Source organism: Streptomyces sp. JHA26, assembly GCF_002005565.1.
Taxonomy (GTDB): domain Bacteria; phylum Actinomycetota; class Actinomycetes; order Streptomycetales; family Streptomycetaceae; genus Streptomyces.
The window spans coordinates 26,650-45,369 of sequence record NZ_BDJC01000036.1; the positions used below are offsets into that span (position 1 = coordinate 26,650).

The window sequence follows — 18,720 nt, forward strand, 5'->3', positions numbered from 1 at the left end:
CGCCGCCCGGACCGGCCGCCCCGGCGCGTGCCCCGCGCCCCGTTACGCCGGGGTCCCGGACGCCCGGCCGCCGGGCGGCGGTGCCGTGCTGGCACGCACGATCAGCGTCGGCTCGACGGACGCCGGTTCGGGTACGGCGTGCGGGTCCGCGATGTGCCGCAGCAGATGGGCGACCGCCAGCGCACCCATCTCCGTGAACGGCTGGGCGACCGTGGTGAGCGAGGGCGAGCAGTACTCGGCCAGCGCGATGTCGTCGACGCCGACGACGGAGATGTCCTCGGGCACCCGCCTGCCGAGTTCGTGCAGGGCCCGGATCACGCCGAAGGCCATCTCGTCGCTCGCCACGAACACGGCGGTGACGTCGGGGATCTTGCCCAGGATCAGCCCGTTGCGGTACCCGGCCCCGGGTGTCCAGTCGCCCTCCAGCACCGGTGGCGCGGTCAGGCCCGCGGCCTCCAGGGTGTCGCGCCAGCCTGCGCAGCGGCTGGCGGCGTCGAGCCACTCCTCCGGTCCGGCGACGTGCCACACGCTGCGGTGCCCGAGCTCGATCAGGTGCCGTGTCGCCAGGCGGGCCGCGAGGGTCTGGTCGACGGCGACGACCTCGGTCGCCGGGGTCCGCGACCCGTCGACGGTGACGGTCGGCACCGCACGGGTGAGCTGCTCGATCCGCGGACTGACGTGGACCAGCGGCACGGACAGGACGACCCCCTCGACCCCCTGTTCCGCCAGGCGGGACAGGGCTTCCTCGATCGCGGCCGTGTCCAGGGAGGCGGTGGTCGCGGTGCTGACCTCGTAACCGGCCCGCCGCGCCGCCGTCTCGATGCCGAACGTCAGGTTCGTGCGCGAGTAGAAGGTAGTCTGCAGGGTCACGACGCCGATCGTCCGGCTGCGCCCCGAGGACAGCATCCGTGCCGCGTTGTTCTTGCGGTAGCCGAGCTGTTCGACGGCGGCGAGCACCTTGGCCCGGGTCTTCGCCTTGACGTTGGGGTGCCCGGCCAGCGTCCGGGACACCGTCTGCGCGGAGACGCCGGCGAGCCGGGCCACATCGGTCATGCCGGGCTGCCGTGCGACGCCGTCGCCCGCCGCACGCGTGCGTGGGGGTGCCTCACCGGCTGCCGGTGTCTCCGATGCCATCGTCCGCTTCTCCAGGAGAACCGCGGCGTCGGCCGCGTCGTCGCAGGTACCGCTGTCGGACGCAGTCTACCCACACCCACCCCATTGGCATCGATAACAACGTCTGCCATAGTTCCCGCGGTGCGCCTGTCGAGGCCGAGGGGAAAAGATGATGTCATCGATAACATCAGGGTCTGCCGCAGGCGGGACGACGGACGGCCGGGCGGGCGGTGCGCCCTCCGGACGGCCCGCGTCCGCGCCGGGGCCCGTCCTGTCCCATCCGCACGGCACGCTCCTGCGGGCCGGCCGGCCGCACCGCGTGCTGGCCGGTTCGCTGCACTACTTCCGCGTCCACCCCGGTCAGTGGGCGGACCGGCTGGAGCGGGTCGCGGCCATGGGCCTGAACACCGTGGACACCTACGTGCCGTGGAACTTCCACGAGCCACGGCCGGGGCAGTACCGCTTCACCGGCGGACACGACGTCGAACGCTTCGTCCGCACCGCCCAGGACACCGGCCTGGACGTGATCGTGCGGCCGGGCCCGTACATCTGCGCCGAGTGGGACAACGGCGGGCTGCCCGTCTGGCTGACCGGACGGCCCGGCATGCGGCTGCGCTCGTCCCACCCTCCCTACCTGGCGGAGGTCGCGCGCTGGTTCGACGAGCTGATCCCGCGCCTCGCCGCGTTGCAGGCGGGGCGGGGCGGGCCGGTGGTCGCCGTCCAGATCGAGAACGAGTACGGCAGTTACGGGGACGACCGGGGCTACGTCCGGTGGGTACGGGACGCCCTCGTGGAGCGCGGTGTCACGGAACTGCTCTACACGGCGGACGGCCCCACCGAGCTGATGCAGGACGGCGGCACCCTGCCGGGACACCTGGCGGCGGCGACGTTCGGCTCCCACGCCCGCGAGGCGGCCGAGCTGTTGCGCGCCCGCCGCCGCGACGAGCCGTTCCTGTGCGCCGAGTTCTGGAACGGCTGGTTCGACCACTGGGGCGAGAAGCACCACGTCAGGTCCGTGGAGAGTGCGGCCCGGACGCTCGACGACATCCTGGACGCCGACGGCTCGGTCAGCCTCTACATGGCGCACGGCGGCACCAACTTCGGTCTGTGGGCCGGTGCCAATCACGACGGCGGCGCGCTCCAGCCGACGGTGACCAGCTACGACTCCGACGCGCCGATCGCCGAACACGGCGCGACGACCCCGAAGTTCCACGCGTTCCGCGAGCGGCTGCTGGCCGTCACCGGGGCGCCGGCCCGCCCGCTGCCGCCCGAGCCGGCGCTGCTGGCCCCCCGCACGGTCCCCGTCCACGCCGAGGCCCCGCTGCTGGAGGCGTTGCGTGCCGCGTCCGAGCCGGTGGCCTCCCCGCACCCACTGAGCTTCGAGGAGCTGGAGCAGGCGTCCGGTCTCGTCCTCTACCGTGCCGAACCGCTCCTGCCCCGCGGCGGCCACGTCCTCACGGTCACCGGGCTCCACGACCGCGCCCAGGTCTTCCTGGACGGCGCGCCGCTCGGCGTCCTCGACCGCGGGACCGCCTCGCTGGAGGTCCACGGCCGGGGCGAACGGGCGGTCCTGGAGCTCCTGGTGGAGAACCAGGGGCGCGTGAACTACGGGCCGCTGCTCGGCGGGCACAAGGGCATCCTCGGCGGTGTCTCGGTCGGCCGGCGGCTCGTGCACGGCTGGACCATGCACCGGCTGCCGCTCGACACGTGGACGCGGGAGGACCTGGCACGCGCCGTGTCGGCCGACGGGCCGGGCGCGACCGCGGGGTTCGCCACGGCACGGTTCACGGCCCCCGAGCCCGCCGACACCTTCCTCGCGTTCCCCGGCTTCGCCAAGGGCTTCGTGTGGGTCAACGGCACCCTGCTCGGCCGTTACTGGGAGATCGGCCCCCAGCGGACACTCTACGTGCCCGCGCCCCTGCTGGTTCCGGGCGAGAACACCGTCACCCTGCTGGAGCTCGAGCGGCTGGGTGACCGGTTGGAGCTGTGCGAGGAGCCCGAGCTGGGGCCCGCCGAGGAGTACGTCGAGACCTTCTGACCCTCCCCTGGCGACTCACCCCCGACCCACCGCCGTCCACCCGCTCTGCGATCCACCGGCAGTCCCGTCCCCGGCCGCCGTTCCCTCGCGGCCACCGTCACCGTCTCACGGTCGTCTCCCGTCCCTCACCCGATCCGAGGAGGAAGTACCAGGTGGAAAACATGACGTCCCCGTCGCCCCGCCCGCCCGGGCGCAGACGCGGCCCGCGTCCCGCCGCCGTGGCCGCGGCCCTGGGCCTGTGTCTGGGCATGCTGTCGACCGCGGCCGTACCCGCCGGTGCCGCGCTGCCCCGAGTCCTGTCCGCCCCCGCGCCGGCGGCGGCCACGCCCGTGCAGCTGAGCCGGGGCGGGCTGACCGTCACGGTGGCCGAGGAGTTCCCGCAGGTCATCTCCTACCGGCTGGGCACGCGCACCCTCGGCGGACAGGCGTCCGTCCTCGACACCTTCACCGTCAACGGCACCCCGCACCGGGCCACGACCACCATGAAGGCGGAGGGCAGCAGGGCCGTCTACACCTCCACCTTCGCGGACCTGCCCGGTCTGACGATCACGTCGGCCATCACCGTGACCGAGGACGCCACGGTCGTCTTCGCCGTGGAGAAGATCTCCGGCGAGGCCGCCTCCACCGTGCGGACCCTCGCGATCCCCGGCCAGTCCCTGGTCTCCGTCGACTCCTCCGCACCGGGCGCCAACCTCGCCCGGACGAAGATCTCCACGAACTCGACGACGACCGCCGACCGGTTCATCCCGATCACCGACGGCACCGCCCCGGACACGGAGCCCGTCGGCACCCCGTACGCGTTCGTCGGCAACGCGCAGCTGTCCGCGGGCATCGTCACCAACGCCACCGAGGACTCGCCGCAGAACGACAACAGCAACTGGAACACGCGTCTGCAGTCCCGCATCGTCGACGCCGGCGACGGCAGGCGCCGGGCGGAGCTGTCCGTCGGCACCTACACCCACCACCCGCAGGGCGCGACCGACCCGCGGGTCGACACCTACGAGCTGCCCCGGGCGACCGTGGTCCTCGCCGCCGACGCCAACGGCGACGGCACGGTCGACTGGCAGGACGGCGCCCTCGCGCACCGGGAGCACATGCGTCGCCCGCTGGGCGCGGACCGGGTGCCCGAACGGGTGGTGCAGCGCATCCCGTTCAACTTCGCGAGCCAGGCCACCCATCCGTTCCTGAAGACGCTGGACGACACCAAGCGCATCTCCATGGCCACCGACAACCTCGGGCAGTGGGTGCTGGAGAAGGGCTACGCGAGCGAGGGCCACGACTCGGCGCACCCCGACTACGGCGGCAACGAGAACGTGCGCGCGGGCGGACTGAAGGACCTGAACCGGCTCACCGGGACCGGTGCCGGTTACAACGCGGACTTCGCCGTGCACGTCAACGCCACCGAGGCGTACGCGCAGGCGAAGACCTTCAGCGAGGAGCTGGTCGCGGGGCAGCCGAACGGGTGGGACTGGCTCAACCAGGCCTACCACATCGACCAGCGCAAGGACCTCGGCACCGGCGCCGTCCTGGACCGGTTCGCGCAGCTGCGCAAGGAGGCCCCGCAGATCAGGACGGTCTACATCGACGCCTACTACTCCAGCGGCTGGCTGGCCGACGGACTGGCCGCCGGGCTGCGGAAGATGGGCTTCGAGGTCGCCTCCGAGTGGTCCTACAAGTTCGAGGGCTCGTCGGTGTGGTCGCACTGGGCCGCCGACAAGAACTACGGCGGCGCCACCAACAAGGGCATCAACTCCGACATCGTCCGGTTCATCGCCCACTCCGACCGCGACGTGTGGAACGTCGACCCGCTGCTCGGCGGCGCCAGCGTCGTCGAGTTCGAGGGCTGGACCGGCCACGACGACTGGAACGCCTTCTACCGCAACATCTGGACCGACAACCTGCCGACCAAGTTCCTCCAGCACTACCAGCTGATGGACTGGGACCGCGGCACGTCGGCGACGCTCACCGGCGGTGTGCGCGTGAAGGCCGTGGACGGCCGGCGCGTGATCTCCATGGGGGACGCGGTCGTGCTCGACGGCGACACCTACCTGCTGCCGTGGGGCGACTCCCCCCGGGGCAACGGCACCACCTCACCGAGCGACGCCGACAAGATGTACTTCTTCAGCGCGTCCGGCGGCACCCACACCTTCGAGCTGACCGGTCAGTTCGCGAGGAACAGGAACTTCACCCTGTACGCCCTCACCGACCAGGGCCGGGTGAGGAAGGCCCGGGTGAGGGCCGAGGCCGGGAAGGTGACGCTGACCGGGGCGAAGGGGCAGCCCTACGTCCTGGTGCCGAACGGCGGCAAGGCACCGCACCAGGACGTGGACTACGGCGAGTTCACCGGGCTGACCGACCCCGGGTTCAACGGCGCTGACCTGGACGCCTGGAACCCGCGGGGCGGCGCCGCGATCACGCGGGCCGGCAACGGCGACAACATCGTCCGCCTCGGCAGCGCCGCCTCCGGCATCTCCCAGCGGGTCTCCGGTCTGGTGCCGGGCAGGCGGTACACGCTCGGCGCCGACGTCGAGATCGGCCCCGGCGAGCGCCGGGACACCACGCTCCGGGTACGCGGCGCCGCCGAACCGGCCGTGAACGCCTTCGACACCACCCCGGCGCGCAACTGGATGGCGGCCGACGAGAAACGCGACACCTACTCCCAGCGGGCCTCCGTCGCGTTCACGGCTCCGCGCGGCGGCGAGGTCACCGTGGAGCTCGGCGCCGGTGCCGGCGGGGCGGCCGTCGTGCTGGACGACGTGCGCGTGATGGCGGACACCACCGCACCGCTCCCCCGCGCCGGGGACGGCACCGTCGTCGCCCACGACGACTTCGAGGGCAACCAGCCGGGCTGGGGCCCGTTCGTGAAGGGCGACGCCGGCGGCGTCACCGATCCCCGTACGAGCATCAGCGACCTGCACGAGCCGTACAGCCAGAAGGCGTGGAAGAACACCTACTCCCCGTACGACACCGGCACGTTGAAGGGCAAGGCGGTCGACGACGTGCTCGCCGGCCGGCACTCGCTGAAGTCCCACGCGGAGAACACGGGGCTGGTGTACCGCACGACGCCCGCGACGGTGCCGTTCGAGGAGGGCCACAGGTACCGGGTGTCGTTCTCGTACCAGACCAACCTCGAGGGGCAGTGGGCCTGGGTGACCGGCGCGGACCGGGTCGCGGACGGGACGACGACCTCCCGGGACATCAGCCGTGACGTCCTGGAGCCCGCCCTGGACACGGCGACGTACTCCCGCGAGATCGTCGCGGGCTGTGGGGACACCTGGGTCGGGCTGCGCAGGCTCGGCGGCGCCCAGGGCACCGACCTGGTCGTCGACGACGTCACCGTGACCGACCTGGGCGAGGCGGAGACCGGGGCCGCCTGCGCGAACGTGGGCGTGCCGGCCGGCGCCGAGCTGAGCCCCGGAGTGCCGGGCGAGTTCGTCACCACCTTCACCAACAACGAGTCCACCGACGCCGTGAACGTCGGGATGACGCTGCGCGGACTGCCGGAGGGCTGGAAGGCCGAGGTCGAGAAGAAGGACGGCAACCTCGTCGGGACCGTGAAGCCGGGCGCGAGCGTGAGCACCACCTGGCTGCTGACACCGCCCGCCGGCGCGGCCGGCACCACCGTCACCTGGCGGGCGACCGCCACCTACGCCCACGCCGGGGCCACCAAGTCCGTCTCGGCGGACGCCCGGGCCGCGGTCACCACCGAGCCGTTGCTCTCCCCCGGCTCGATGACCGCCACCGCCGACTCGGAGAACAGGTCCTCCGGCGCCGGGGAGGGGCCCGTGTCGAACGTCCTCGACGGTGACCCGGGCACCATCTGGCACACCGACTACACCGGTACGCCCGCGCCCTACCCGCACCGGGTGACGCTGACGCTCGGCGGCGCGGCCGACGTGGACGGCTTCGGCTACCTGACCCGGCAGAGCGGCGGTCAAAACGGCCGGGTCGGCGGCTACGAGGTCGCCGTGTCGCAGGACGGCACGAACTGGACGACGGTGGCGAAGGGCACGCTGGAGGACGTGCCGCAGATGCAGCGCGTCTCCTTCGACCGGGTCCGGGCCTCGCACGTGCGGTTCACGGCGCTGAACGCCCTCAACGGGCAGCCGTTCGCGGCAGCCGCGGAGATGCGGGTGTACGGCACGCCGGTGGACCTGCCGACGGGGTATCCCCCGGGTGAGCGGCCCACCGACCGGGGCTGAGCCGGTCCGCCCCCGGCGTGGTGCGCCGGGGGCTGCCGGGCCGGCCCGGGGGGTGGGGGCTGGCCCCGGCTGTTTCGCCGCCGGGGCCGGCCGGGGGGTCAGAGCCGGCCGCCCGGAACCACCGTGAACGTCGCCGGACCGGCCGGCAGGTTCACCGTGTACTGGCGCAGGTACGTGTCCAGGAACGGCGAGCGGTCTCCGGCGGTGGCGACGTCGTCGGCCGGGTCGTCCAGGGCCAGCCCGAGCTTCGCGCCCTTGACCCGGATGGTCTCGCCCGACGGGGTGTCACGCCACGAGCCGGTCCGGATCGAACCGATCTCCACGGCCAGGACGTGCCCCGCCGCCAGGGTCCAGTCGGTGGCCTTCAGGTCGACGGTCAGCCGGCCCGAGTCCACCAGGGAGACCTGCTCGTCGAACATGACGGCGGTGCCGTCCGGGGCGACGTCGTACAGCTTGAGCATCACGTTGCCCTCCCCCTTCGCGGTCAGTGAGACCTGCGGGGTGCCGGTGACGCGCACGGACTTCTTCAGCGGTTTCGACCAGACGAAGAAGCTGGACGTGACCGCACCGGCCTGCTGACGCTGCGCCAGTTCCCGGGCCAGTCCCCGCGGTGCCGCCTGCTCGGTCGCGGGCGCGTGCTCCATGTCCCACGTGCCGGTGGGCCGGGCGGGCGGCTGCGGTACCGGGTCGCCGGAGGCGGTCAGGGCCGCGCGGGCCGAGGCGCCGCCGTCGTCCACGTAGGAGCCGCCGCCGAGCGGAAGGGTGACCGTCCGTTCCGTGACGGGCCAGGTGCGCTGGGCGCGCCAGGCGCCGGTGGAGTCCTCGACGGCGTAGTTCGGGTAACGGACGGACGGCCTGACGCCCTTGAGGTACTGGTCGTAGAAGGCGAGGGTCTCGTCGTACCAGCCCTCACGGCCCATGGCCAGGCGTCCGTCGCCGACGCGGTCGCCTCCGCGCACGTGGTCCCACTGGCCGAGCCAGCCGCGCTCGGGGCCCCGGTGGTTGTCGAGGTACTCCTCCATCTCCTCGGGCTTGGTGTTGTTCTCGACGAAGCCCTGGGTGACGAAGAGCGGGGTGTCGCTGCCCCGGGCCATCCTCGCCAGGTCGCGGGAGGTCCAGTACGGGTCCCGCTGGTCGGATATCCGGTATCCGGCCGAGTTCTCCGTCAGGCACTGCGGGTGGGTCTCCTCGTACCGGGCGTTGGCCTGGTAGCGCGGGTCGTCGTCCGCCATAGGCGGCATCGTGGCGATGGAGTTGTACGCGTCGGCGGTGCCGGTCACGTTCGGGCGGGGGACGCCGTTGGAGTAGATGTACTGGTACATGTCCCACAGGGGTTCCTGGGCGACGACGGCCTTGAGGGCGCGCTGGTCCAGGTTGTTGCCGATGAGGCCCGTGACGGCGTCGTACGACTTGCCGTACATGCCGACGGCACCGGTGGACCACGGCTGCTTCGCGGCCCAGTCGACGGCGGCCTTCACGTCGGCCTGTTCACCGGGGCCGCCCCAGTCGAGGCAGCCGGTGGAGCCGCCGAAGCCGCGCAGGTCCACCATGACGAAGGCGTAGCCCCGGTCGAACAGGTCGGTGCCCTCGATGAAGTCCTGGAAGCGGGACGAGGGGCCGGTGTGGGACCAGCCCTCCGGGCCGGTCTGTCCGGAGTGGGCGAAGTAGGGGCCGATCGACAGGATGACCGGCACCTTCGCGTTCTTCTTCCCGGCCAGTTCCTCCGGCAGCAGGACGTCGGCGTGCAGTTGGGTGCCGGAGCCGTCCGAGGACGGGAAGTAGTGCTGGGTCCAGACCGAGCCCTCGGGGACGCGGTCGTTCTCCTCGTGGGTGACGGGGTCGGTCGCGGTCGCCACCGCCCCCGTCGCGGGCCGGGGTTCGGCGGCCGGTCCGGCCTCCGTCCCGTGCGCCGCGACGGCGGGACCGGTCAGTCCGGCGGTCAGCGCGAGGGCGGCGACAAGTGCCGAGGCGGTCCGGGTGGCCGCGCTACGGGCTCTCACATGCTCCTCCTTGAACGGTGGGTGCAGGGGGTGCGGGTGGTGCAGGTTTAGCAGCGATACCGGCCGCGCGTCGATGGGGCGTGCACCGTGTCCGCATATGCCGGACGTCGGCCGTCGGCCGCGCGGCCCGCGGGGACAACCCGGCGTCCCCGTCCGGAGGGAGACGATCCGTCACGGCGGTAGGACCGGGTGGTCCCGCGGGCCGGGGCGCCGTACGGTCGGCTCCATGGCTGACGAGTGCTTCGGACATCCGCGGCTCGCCGCGATCCACGACCCGCTCGACCCCGATCGGAGCGATCTCGACGCGTACGTCCGCGCGGCCGAGGAGCTCGGGGCGCGCCGGGTGCTGGACATCGGCTGCGGGACCGGTGTGTTCGCCCTCCTCCTCGCCGACCGCGGGATCGAGGTCGTCGGGGTCGACCCCGCCGCGGCGTCGCTCGACGTGGCCCGGGGCAAGCCCGGCGGCGAACGGGTGCGGTGGGTCTGCGGTGACGTGAGGGCGCTCCCGCCCCTGCGGGTCGATCTGGCGACCATGACGGCGAACGTGGCCCAGGCGGTCGTGGACCCGGGAGTGTGGCGCGAGACGCTGCGGCGGACGTACGGATCGCTGCGGCCGGGCGGGCACCTGATGTTCGAGACCCGGGATCCGGCCCGGCGCGCCTGGGAGGAGTGGGACCGGGAGCACTCCCACCGCGTGACGGACGTCCCGGGCGTCGGCGCGGTCGAGAGCTGGGTCGAGGTGACCGACGTGAGCCGGCCGCTGGTGACGTTCCGCTGGACGTACGTCTTCGCCGTGGACGGGCAGGTGCTGACCTCCGAGTCGACGCTGCGCTTCCGTGAGCGCGAGGAGGTCGAGGCGGACCTGCTCGCACAGGGGTTCGCGATCGACGACGTGCGTGACGCCCCCGACCGCCCGGGCCGGGAGTTCGTCTTCCTCGCCCGACGCCCCCGGACGGAATGAGCGGGATGCCGCCGGAAGTCGTGGGCCACCGGGGAATCTGGCGGCCACCGGAACCAATTGCCGACGGTGACGCAACCATTCCGGTACGTTACGGGTCACACCAGGCGGGAGCACCGAACAGCTCCCGGACCACGCAAGGGGGAAGAATGTTCTCAACCCGTTCCAAGCTGGCCGCGGCCGCACTGGTGGCGGTGTTCGTCGGGGGCGCCACCGCCCTGGCCGCACCCGCCTCCGCCGCCGCGAGCGTCACACCGCAGGCCGTCTGCGGCAGCGGCTACAAGACCGTCAACTCCGCGCCCATCGGCTCCAGGGGGACCGTCTACCTGACCTACAACTCCGCCAACGGCAACAACTGCGTCGTGACCATCCGCAACACCACGGGCACGGCCGTGGACATGTCCGCGCACCTGTACGTCCCCGACACCGGCCGAAGTGACGGGGACTACGGGAGGTACACGTCGTACGCGGGTCCGGTCCGCGCCTACGGCAAGGGCCACTGCGTCGACTGGGGCGGCAGCATCGGTGGCGTCTCCGTCCAGGTGACCGGCTCCAACTGCACGCTCCTCGAGGATCACCGGGTCACCGTGACCCGGTGATCCGCTTCCGCCTCCCGCGGCCGTCCGTCGCAAGGAGGTGAGCCCGGTCGGCCCGCGACGTCGTCCGGCCGGGCCCGGGACCGGCACGGAGACCTCCGGTCGGACGAGCCGCCCCCCACGGCCGCACCCCTGCGGCCGCTCACCGTACGGGTGCGGCGTCCGCTCCGGACGTGTCCGACACGGTCAGAACTCGTCCTCCGGGAAGTCCGGGCCGGCCAGGCCGCTCTCGTCGAACTCCTCGTCGTCCATCGCCCCCAGGCCGGCGAAGAGACCCCCCGTGAGCTCCGCCAGGTCCAGCTCGGTGGCACCGGCCGGGGCGGTGGGGCGGACGCCGTCGCTGATCCGCAGGGTCAGGCCCAGCTTCTTGACGTCGGCGTCCTCCGCCAACGCGGCGAGGTCGAGGTCCACCTCGGTCAGCTCGCCGTTCTCGAGCGTGAAGTCCGCCGTCACGTCGGTGTCGGGCGCGTCCTTCAGGTCCTTGTCCGTCGGCAGGTCCATGCCCGGCGGCAGGTCCTCCGCCAGCGGACGGATCTCGTCCAGCAGCTCGGTGATCAGCGTGCGGAAGGGGGCCGTGGCGGTGACGTGCTCGGCGCCGCCCTCGCCGTCGGACGTCTTCAGCTCCACCTCACGGGCGACGACCCCGCGCAGCGCCTTCACGAGCTTCTTCTGCGTCTTGGCGTCGAGGCTCGGCTCGGGCGCGGGGGCGTCCCCGCCCTCCTCCCCCTCGGCGGCGAGGTCCTCCATCTCCTTGATGCTGAACTTCACCCACTTGCCCTCGAAGGCGTTCTTGAGACCCCCGGCCTCCGAGGGCAGGTCCTCGACGGACGGCATGGGGCTGCCCATCGCCTTGCCGAGGTTCTCGACGTCGGAGCGGATGTAGACCTGGTCGTCGACGACCCGGTACTCGACGAGGTCGCCGTCCGGGCTGCTGATCTTCATGGCCATGCCGGCGAAGTCCTCCTCGCCGGAATCCTCGAGCGGCTTCTTCGACTCCACGGTGATCGAGACCTTCACGCCGCTCAACAGCTCGGCGACCTCGTCCGGGATCTCCTCGCCGGGCTCGGGGTCGGACTTCGCGTCCAGTGCCTTCAGCGTCTTGGCGTCGGTGTCCAGGTCCAGCTCGAAGGAGACCGACTTCTCCTTGCCGAGCTTGTCGAAGGCCTGGTCCAGCTTCTGGCCGGCGGAGAGCTGCTCCGCCGTTCCGCAGGCGGCCGGGCCCGCGAGGACGGCACCGACGACGGCGGTGGCGGTCAGGGTCTTGCGTATGGCGCTGATGATGGTCTCCTCGTGAGTCGGATCACGGTGTGATCGAACAGGAGACTCACCAGAACCCCACAGGGTTGCCCCGAGACCGGGGCCGTTCCGGAAACACGTATGGAGCAGCGTGCGTGAGCCCTTGTCACCCCTCCCGGCCGTGCCGCGTCCGCCCCGGAACGCGGCACGACGGGGCGGGGTCCGCCGTCCGCGGCCCGCGGCGCCGCCGCGCCGGACGTGCGCGCGTCCGCGGCCGGCCCTAGCGTGGCAGACGTCGCTCGGGTGATCGACGGCCGGCCCAGCCGGCGGAAGGCGAGCTGTCATGGCTGAGCGGAGCAAACGGTCTTCTCTGGCCGGTGAACTGTCGGCGGAGTTCGCCGGCACGATGGTCCTCATCCTCTTCGGCTGCGGCGTGGTCGCCCAGGTGGTCGCGGGCGGGGCCCTCACCGACCCGGCAGGGGGCCTCGGGGACCACGACAGCATCTCCTGGGCGTGGGGTCTCGCCGTCACCCTGGGCGTGTACGTGGCGGCGCGGCTCAGCGGCGCCCACCTCAACCCCGCGGTGACCGTGGCCCTCGCCGCGTTCAAGGGGTTCCCGTGGCGCAAGGTGGTGCCCTACGCGCTGGCCCAGACGGCCGGCGCCTTCGTGGCCGCCCTCCTGGTCCGCTGGAACTACACCGAAGCCCTGGCGAAGGCGGACCCCGGTCACACCATCAAGACGCAGTTCGTCTTCTCCACGCTTCCCGCCAACGGGAACACCGCGCTCCCGGTCCACGAGTGGGGCGCGTTCCGCGACCAGGTCATCGGCACCGCGATCCTCCTGTTGCTGATCATGGCCCTCACCGACCTGCTGAACAATCCGCCGGGCGCGAACCTGGCCCCCTTCGTCATCGGCCTGGTCGTGGTCGCGATCGGCATGGCCTTCGGCACCAACGCGGGATACGCCATCAACCCGGCCCGCGACTTCGGCCCCCGGCTGGCCAGCTTCGTCACCGGGTACGGCGGGGCCTGGCGGGACCAGTACGGGAACTTCTACTTCTGGGTGCCGATCGTCGCCCCACTGATCGGCGGCCTGCTCGGCGCGGCCCTGTACAAGGTGTTCATCGGCCGTTTCCTGCCCACCGCCGAAGCCGAGCCCCCGGGGCGCGTCCCGGCGTCCGCGGACTGACCGAGACCGGCTGGAAAGGCGGCGAATCATGGCGGACTTCATCGGCGCGGTGGACCAGGGGACCACCAGCACCCGGTTCATGATCTTCGACCACGGCGGCAACGAGGTGGCGAAGCACCAGCTGGAGCACGCCCAGATCCTCCCGCGCTCCGGGTGGGTGGAGCACGACCCGGTGGAGATCTGGGAACGCACCAACTCGGTGATGCAGAACGCCCTGCGCTACGGCGGTCTGTCGGCGACCGACCTGGCGGCGATCGGCATCACCAACCAGCGCGAGACCACGGTGGTCTGGGACCCCCGCAACGGCCGCCCCTACTACAACGCCATCGTGTGGCAGGACACGCGCACCGACGCGATCGCGGCGAACCTGGAGCGCTCGGGCAGGGGCGAGGTCATCCGGCGCAAGGCCGGCCTGCCCCCGGCGACGTACTTCTCCGGCGGCAAGATCCAGTGGATCCTGGAGAACGTCGACGGCGTGCGCGAGGCGGCGGAGCGGGGACACGCGCTCTTCGGCAACACCGACGCGTGGGTCCTGTGGAACCTGACGGGCGGTCCCGACGGCGGCATCCACGCCACCGACGTGACCAACGCCAGCCGCACCATGCTGATGAACCTGGAGACGCTCGACTGGGACGACGAGCTGCTGGGTTTCTTCGACATCCCCCGGGCGATGCTGCCGGCCATCAACGCCTCCTCGCACCCGACGGCGTACGGGGTGACACGGACGACCCGGCCGCTGCGTACGGCCCTGCCGATCGGCGGGGTGCTCGGTGACCAGCAGGCGGCCACGGTCGGGCAGGTGTGCTTCCGTCCGGGCGAGGCCAAGAACACCTACGGCACCGGCAACTTCCTGGTGCTCAACACCGGGACGGAGCTGGTCCGTTCCCGGCACGGGCTGCTCACCACGGTGGCCTACCGCTTCGGCGACGAGCCCGTCGTGTACGCGCTGGAGGGCTCCATCGCGGTGACCGGCTCCGCCGTGCAGTGGCTGCGCGACCAGATGAAGATCATCGGCAGCGCCGCCGAGAGCGAGGACCTCGCCCGCACCGTCGACGACAACGGCGGCATGTACTTCGTCCCCGCCTTCTCCGGCCTCTTCGCACCGTACTGGCGCTCCGACGCCCGCGGGGCGATCGTCGGCCTCGCCCGGTACAACGACAACGCGCACCTGGCGCGGGCCACCCTGGAATCCATCTGCTACCAGAGCCGCGACGTCGTGGAGGCCATGGAGCAGGACTCCGGGGTCCACCTCGACGTGCTCAAGGTCGACGGCGGCGTGACCGCCAACGACCTCTGCATGCAGATCCAGTCCGACGTCCTCGGCGTACCGGTCAGCCGTCCCGTCGTCGCCGAGACCACCGCGCTGGGCGCCGCCTACGCGGCGGGACTGGCCACGGGGTTCTGGCGGGACACCGACGAACTGCGCACGCACTGGCACGAGTCCAGGCGGTGGGAGCCCCGGTGGACCGACGAGCAGCGCGCGGAGGGCTACGCCGGCTGGAAGAAGGCGGTGGAACGCACGCTCGACTGGGTGAAGATCCCCTGAGCGGCCGGCCCGGCGGCCCCGCGTCCTCTCCCTGGGGACCGGACCTCACCGGCGCGGGCGGCTCCGGTCAGCGGCGGGCGAAGGACAGCACGGCGAGCAGAGTGGTCGGTTGGCGGGTGGAGAGGTAGAGGTAGGGGGCGGGGCAGTCCGGGTCGTCGATCTCGATGCGCAGGGCCGTCGGGACGTGACTGCGCAGCAGCATCCTCGCGCGTACGTCGGCCCGTCGGGTACGCCAGAGGAACGCCTCCTCGGCGTCGAGGATCTCCGCCATGCCGAGGGCGGTGAGGGGAAACCGGATCGAACCGGCCGTCAGGTGGCGGTCCGTCACCACGATGGCGGCGGCGCCGTAGGCGTGCAGCCCCAGAGCGGTGAGGGCCGCCACGACCACCAGTCCGGTGACGGCGGCCACGGTCCCGAAGGGCAGCAGGACGACGGCGGCCATCACGCTCAGCAGGGCGGCGAGCCAGAACGCGGCTCTCGGGACACCGAGACGTTCTTCGTACAGACGCATGCCCTCACCCTCTCAGCCCGGTCCGGCGGCCCGCGCACCACCCGCCTCGTCGGGCGGCCGGGCTGTGGGTTCCCGGCCGCCGCGCGCCTCCGGCGGGCCTACAGGGTGCGCTCCAGGCGGTCCGCCACGAGCTTGACGAACCGGGCCGGCTCCTGCGGCCGGCCCCCCTCGGCGAGCACCGCGAGGGTGTGGAGGAGTTCGGCGGTCTCGGTGACCTCCGTGCGGTCCTCGCGCTCGGTGTAGGCCCGGTTCAGGGCCTTCACCAGCTGGTGCTCCGGGTTGAGTTCGAGGATGCGCTTGGCCCGGGGGACCTCCTGGCCCATCGCCCGGTACATGTTCTCCAGCGCGGGCGTGAGGTCGTCGGCGTCGGAGACGACGCAGGCCGGGGAGACCGTGAGGCGGGAGGAGAGGCGGACCTCCTTGACGTCCTCGCCCAGGTGCTCCGTCATCCAGCCGAGCAGCCCGGCGTACTCCTCGCCCTGCTGCTCCTTCTCGGCGTCGGTCTGTCCGTCCCGGTCGCCGTCGAGGTCGACCTCGCCCTTGGCGACCGACCGCAGCCGCTTGCCCTCGTACTCCCCCACCGCGTCGACCCACACCTCGTCCACGGGGTCGGTGAGCAGCAGGACCTCGACGCCCTTGGCCCGGAAGGCCTCCATGTGCGGGGACGCCTCCATGGCCTGCCGGGACTCGCCCGTCATGTAGTAGACGGCGTCCTGTCCGTCCTTCATCCGTTCCACGTACTGCTTGAGCGTGGTCGGTTCCTCGGCGTCGTGCGTGGTGGCGAACGAGGAGACGGCGAGGATCGCGTCGCGGTTCTCGGAGTCGGTGACCAGTCCTTCCTTGAGGACGGCGCCGAACTCCCGCCACAGCGTGGCGTAGCGGTCCGGCGCGGACGTCATCATGTCCTTGACCGTCGACAGGACCTTCTTGGTCAGGCGGCGCTGGATCATGCGGATGTGGCGGTCCTGCTGGAGGATCTCGCGCGAGACGTTGAGCGAGAGGTCCTGCGCGTCGACGACGCCCTTGACGAAGCGCAGGTACGGCGGGAGGAGTTCCTCGCAGTCGTCCATGATGAAGACGCGCTTCACGTAGAGCTGCACACCGCGCCGGTGGCCCTGGGTGAACAGGTCGTGCGGGGCGTGGGAGGGGACGAAGAGCAGGGCCTGGTACTCGAAGGTGCCCTCCGCCTGGAGCCGGATCGTCTCCAGCGGCTCGCGCCAGTCGTGGCCGAGGTGCTTGTACAGCTCGTGGTACTCGTCGTCGGACACCTCGTCGCGCGGGCGGGCCCAGAGGGCCTTCATCGAGTTGAGGGTCTCGGCCTCGCCGTCGCCACCGGTCCCCCCGACGAGGCGGATGGGCCAGGTGATGAAGTCCGAGTACCGCTTGACGATCTCCTTCACCTTCCAGGCGGAGGTGTAATCGTGGAGCTGGTTCTCGGTGTCCGCCGGCTTGAGGTGGAGGGTGACGGCGGTTCCCTGCGGCGCCTCGTCGACCGTCTCCAGGGTGTACGTGCCCTCGCCGCGCGACGACCAGCGCGTGCCCCGGGTCTCGCCGGCGCGGCGGGTCACGAGGGTGACCTCGTCGGCCACCATGAAGCCCGAGTAGAAGCCGACGCCGAACTGCCCGATGAGCCCGTCGGTCCCGTCGCCGTCCTGGGACTCGCGCAGCTCCTTGAGGAACGCGGCCGTGCCCGAGTTGGCGATGGTGCCGATGAGCCGCGTGACCTCGTCGTACGACATCCCGATGCCGTTGTCCCGCACGGTGAGGGTGCGGGCTTCCTCGTCGATGTCGAGCTCGATGTGCAGGTCGGTGACGTCGACGTCGAGGGTGTCGTCCCGCAGGGCGGCCAGGCGCAGCTTGTCCAGCGCGTCGGAGGCGTTGGAGACGAGCTCCCGCAGGAAGACGTCCTTGTTCGAGTAGACCGAGTGGATCATCAGCTGCAGGAGCTGACGCGCCTCTACCTGGAACTCAAACGTTTCGGTCGGCATGGTTGGTGACTACCTCACTGGTCCGCAGTCGTCTGCACTGGTGGAGGCCACTTTAGAACAGCCCGGGTTCTCCCCGGGCCTCGTCGGACGCCACCGGGCACGACCCCGGACCGAGCTCCGCGTCGTCCTCGCCGCCGGGCACCGGGGCGGCCGTTGTAAGAAGTTCAGTCGACAACGTTGACGCGGTGACGGGCCGCAGGCACATTACTTAACGGTAGAACCGATCGGTAACTCGCGTTCGGTACTCCGCGGTCGTCGCCGTGCGCGTTCTCGCCCACGGCGTGGCCGTCGCTCCGTTCCCCGCTCGAGCCGCCGCACTCGCACCGATCAGCACGCCTGCGCGGGCGCCCCGCGCCCGCTCCCCCCTGTCCGCTTTCCCGTGCCCGCTTTCCCGAGAAGAGAGAGCACATGCCGAAGCATGCCGTGCGCCGTGTCATGACCGCGACCGTCGCCGTGGTCGGCACGCTGGTCCTCGGTGTCGACGCCGCCGCCGCCGACACCACACCGTCCCTCGACTACGTCGCCCTCGGCGACAGTTACAGCGCCGGCTCCGGCGTCCTGCCCGTGGACCCGACGAACCTGCTGTGCCTGCGCTCCACGGCGAACTACCCGCACGTCATCGCCTCCCGGACGGGCGCCCGCCTCGACGACGTGACGTGCGGCGCCGCCGAGACGAAGCACTTCACGCAGGCCCAGTACCCGGGGGTCGCCCCCCAGGTGGAGGCGCTCGACGCGGACACGGACCTGGTGACGCTGACCATCGGCGGCAACGACAACGGCACGTTCGTCAACGCGGTGACGGCCTGCGGCACCGCGGGCCTGCTCAGCGGCGGCAGGGGCAGCCCCTGCAAGGACAGGCACGGCACGTCCTTCGACGACCAGATCGAGGCGAACACGTATCCCGCCCTCAAGGAGGCTCTGCGCAGCGTCCGCGCGAAGGCGCCCAACGCGCGCGTGGCGGCCCTGGGTTACCCGTGGATCACGCCGGCCACCGCCGATCCCTCGTGCTTCCTGAAGCTGCCGATCGCCTCCGGCGACGTGCCTTACCTGCGGGGCATCCAGGCGCACCTCAACCAGGTCGTGCGACGCGCCGCCGAGGACACCGGCGTCACCTACGTCGACTTCTCGCAGGTCTCGGAGGGTCACGATGCGTGCCGGGCCGCCGGCACCCGCTGGATCGAACCGCTGCTGTTCGGCCACAGCCTCGTCCCCGTCCACCCCAACGCCCTCGGGGAGCGACGCATGGCCGAGCACACCATGGACGTCCTCGGCCTGGACTGACCCGGCGGCGCGGTGCCGGGGGTCGGCCGGGGCGGCGGGGCCCGCGCCCCGCATACCCTGTC

At 71.9% G+C, this 18,720-nt stretch carries 12 protein-coding genes; 7 read left to right on the forward strand and 5 right to left on the reverse strand.

Annotation, left to right across the window (positions count from 1 at the left end):
- Positions 1-42 precede the first annotated feature (42 nt).
- Positions 43-1,053 carry a LacI family DNA-binding transcriptional regulator gene (locus tag JHAT_RS21745; RefSeq protein WP_253195566.1) on the reverse strand — a complete coding sequence of 337 codons (1,011 nt, stop codon included), beginning with the start codon at positions 1,051-1,053 and terminating at the stop codon, positions 43-45.
- Between the two features lie 232 nt (positions 1,054-1,285).
- Here JHAT_RS21745 and JHAT_RS21750 point away from each other — a divergent pair, with 232 nt between their 5' ends.
- Positions 1,286-3,151, forward strand: a complete 1,866-nt coding sequence (locus JHAT_RS21750; RefSeq protein WP_077799920.1) for a glycoside hydrolase family 35 protein — start codon at positions 1,286-1,288, stop codon at positions 3,149-3,151.
- 161 nt (positions 3,152-3,312) lie between these two features.
- On the forward strand, positions 3,313-7,353 hold the full coding sequence (locus JHAT_RS21755; RefSeq protein ID WP_077799921.1) for an endo-alpha-N-acetylgalactosaminidase family protein: 4,041 nt from the start codon (positions 3,313-3,315) through the stop codon (positions 7,351-7,353).
- Between the two features lie 98 nt (positions 7,354-7,451).
- Here the strand turns inward: JHAT_RS21755 and JHAT_RS21760 are convergent, their stop codons facing one another.
- A complete protein-coding gene (locus JHAT_RS21760) occupies positions 7,452-9,353 on the reverse strand; it encodes a CocE/NonD family hydrolase (RefSeq protein WP_077799922.1) in 1,902 nt (633 codons plus the stop codon).
- A 226-nt stretch (positions 9,354-9,579) separates the two neighbouring features.
- Here JHAT_RS21760 and JHAT_RS21765 point away from each other — a divergent pair, with 226 nt between their 5' ends.
- Entirely contained in the window at positions 9,580-10,314 is a 735-nt protein-coding gene (locus JHAT_RS21765; protein WP_077799923.1) for a bifunctional 2-polyprenyl-6-hydroxyphenol methylase/3-demethylubiquinol 3-O-methyltransferase UbiG, read from the forward strand.
- Between the two features lie 146 nt (positions 10,315-10,460).
- Positions 10,461-10,910, forward strand: a complete 450-nt coding sequence (locus JHAT_RS21770) for a spore-associated protein (RefSeq protein WP_077799924.1) — start codon at positions 10,461-10,463, stop codon at positions 10,908-10,910.
- Positions 10,911-11,093: 183 nt separating this feature from the next.
- Here the strand turns inward: JHAT_RS21770 and JHAT_RS21775 are convergent, their stop codons facing one another.
- A complete protein-coding gene (locus JHAT_RS21775; RefSeq protein WP_307718353.1) occupies positions 11,094-12,488 on the reverse strand; it encodes a hypothetical protein in 1,395 nt (464 codons plus the stop codon).
- Between JHAT_RS21775 and JHAT_RS21780 the strand changes: the two genes are divergently transcribed.
- Complete coding sequence (locus JHAT_RS21780) at positions 12,487-13,332, forward strand: MIP/aquaporin family protein (protein ID WP_077799925.1); 846 nt, start codon at positions 12,487-12,489, stop codon at positions 13,330-13,332. The two genes, JHAT_RS21775 and JHAT_RS21780, sit on opposite strands and share 2 nt — an antisense overlap.
- Before the next feature lie 28 nt (positions 13,333-13,360).
- The gene (gene glpK, locus JHAT_RS21785; protein ID WP_077799926.1) at positions 13,361-14,878 is read left to right on the forward strand and encodes a glycerol kinase GlpK; all 1,518 of its coding nucleotides are present in this window, start codon (positions 13,361-13,363) and stop codon (positions 14,876-14,878) included.
- 67 nt (positions 14,879-14,945) lie between these two features.
- Here the strand turns inward: glpK and JHAT_RS21790 are convergent, their stop codons facing one another.
- Both JHAT_RS21790 and htpG read right to left on the reverse strand, forming a co-directional pair.
- Entirely contained in the window at positions 14,946-15,389 is a 444-nt protein-coding gene (locus JHAT_RS21790; protein ID WP_077799927.1) for a DUF3093 domain-containing protein, read from the reverse strand.
- A gap of 98 nt (positions 15,390-15,487) precedes the next feature.
- The gene (htpG, locus tag JHAT_RS21795) at positions 15,488-17,377 is read right to left on the reverse strand and encodes a molecular chaperone HtpG (protein ID WP_077799928.1); all 1,890 of its coding nucleotides are present in this window, start codon (positions 17,375-17,377) and stop codon (positions 15,488-15,490) included.
- 408 nt (positions 17,378-17,785) lie between these two features.
- Between htpG and JHAT_RS21800 the strand changes: the two genes are divergently transcribed.
- Positions 17,786-18,658 (forward strand): SGNH/GDSL hydrolase family protein, encoded by an 873-nt coding sequence (locus tag JHAT_RS21800; protein ID WP_077799929.1) that lies wholly within the window; start codon positions 17,786-17,788, stop codon positions 18,656-18,658.
- The last annotated feature ends 62 nt before the right edge of the window (positions 18,659-18,720 follow it).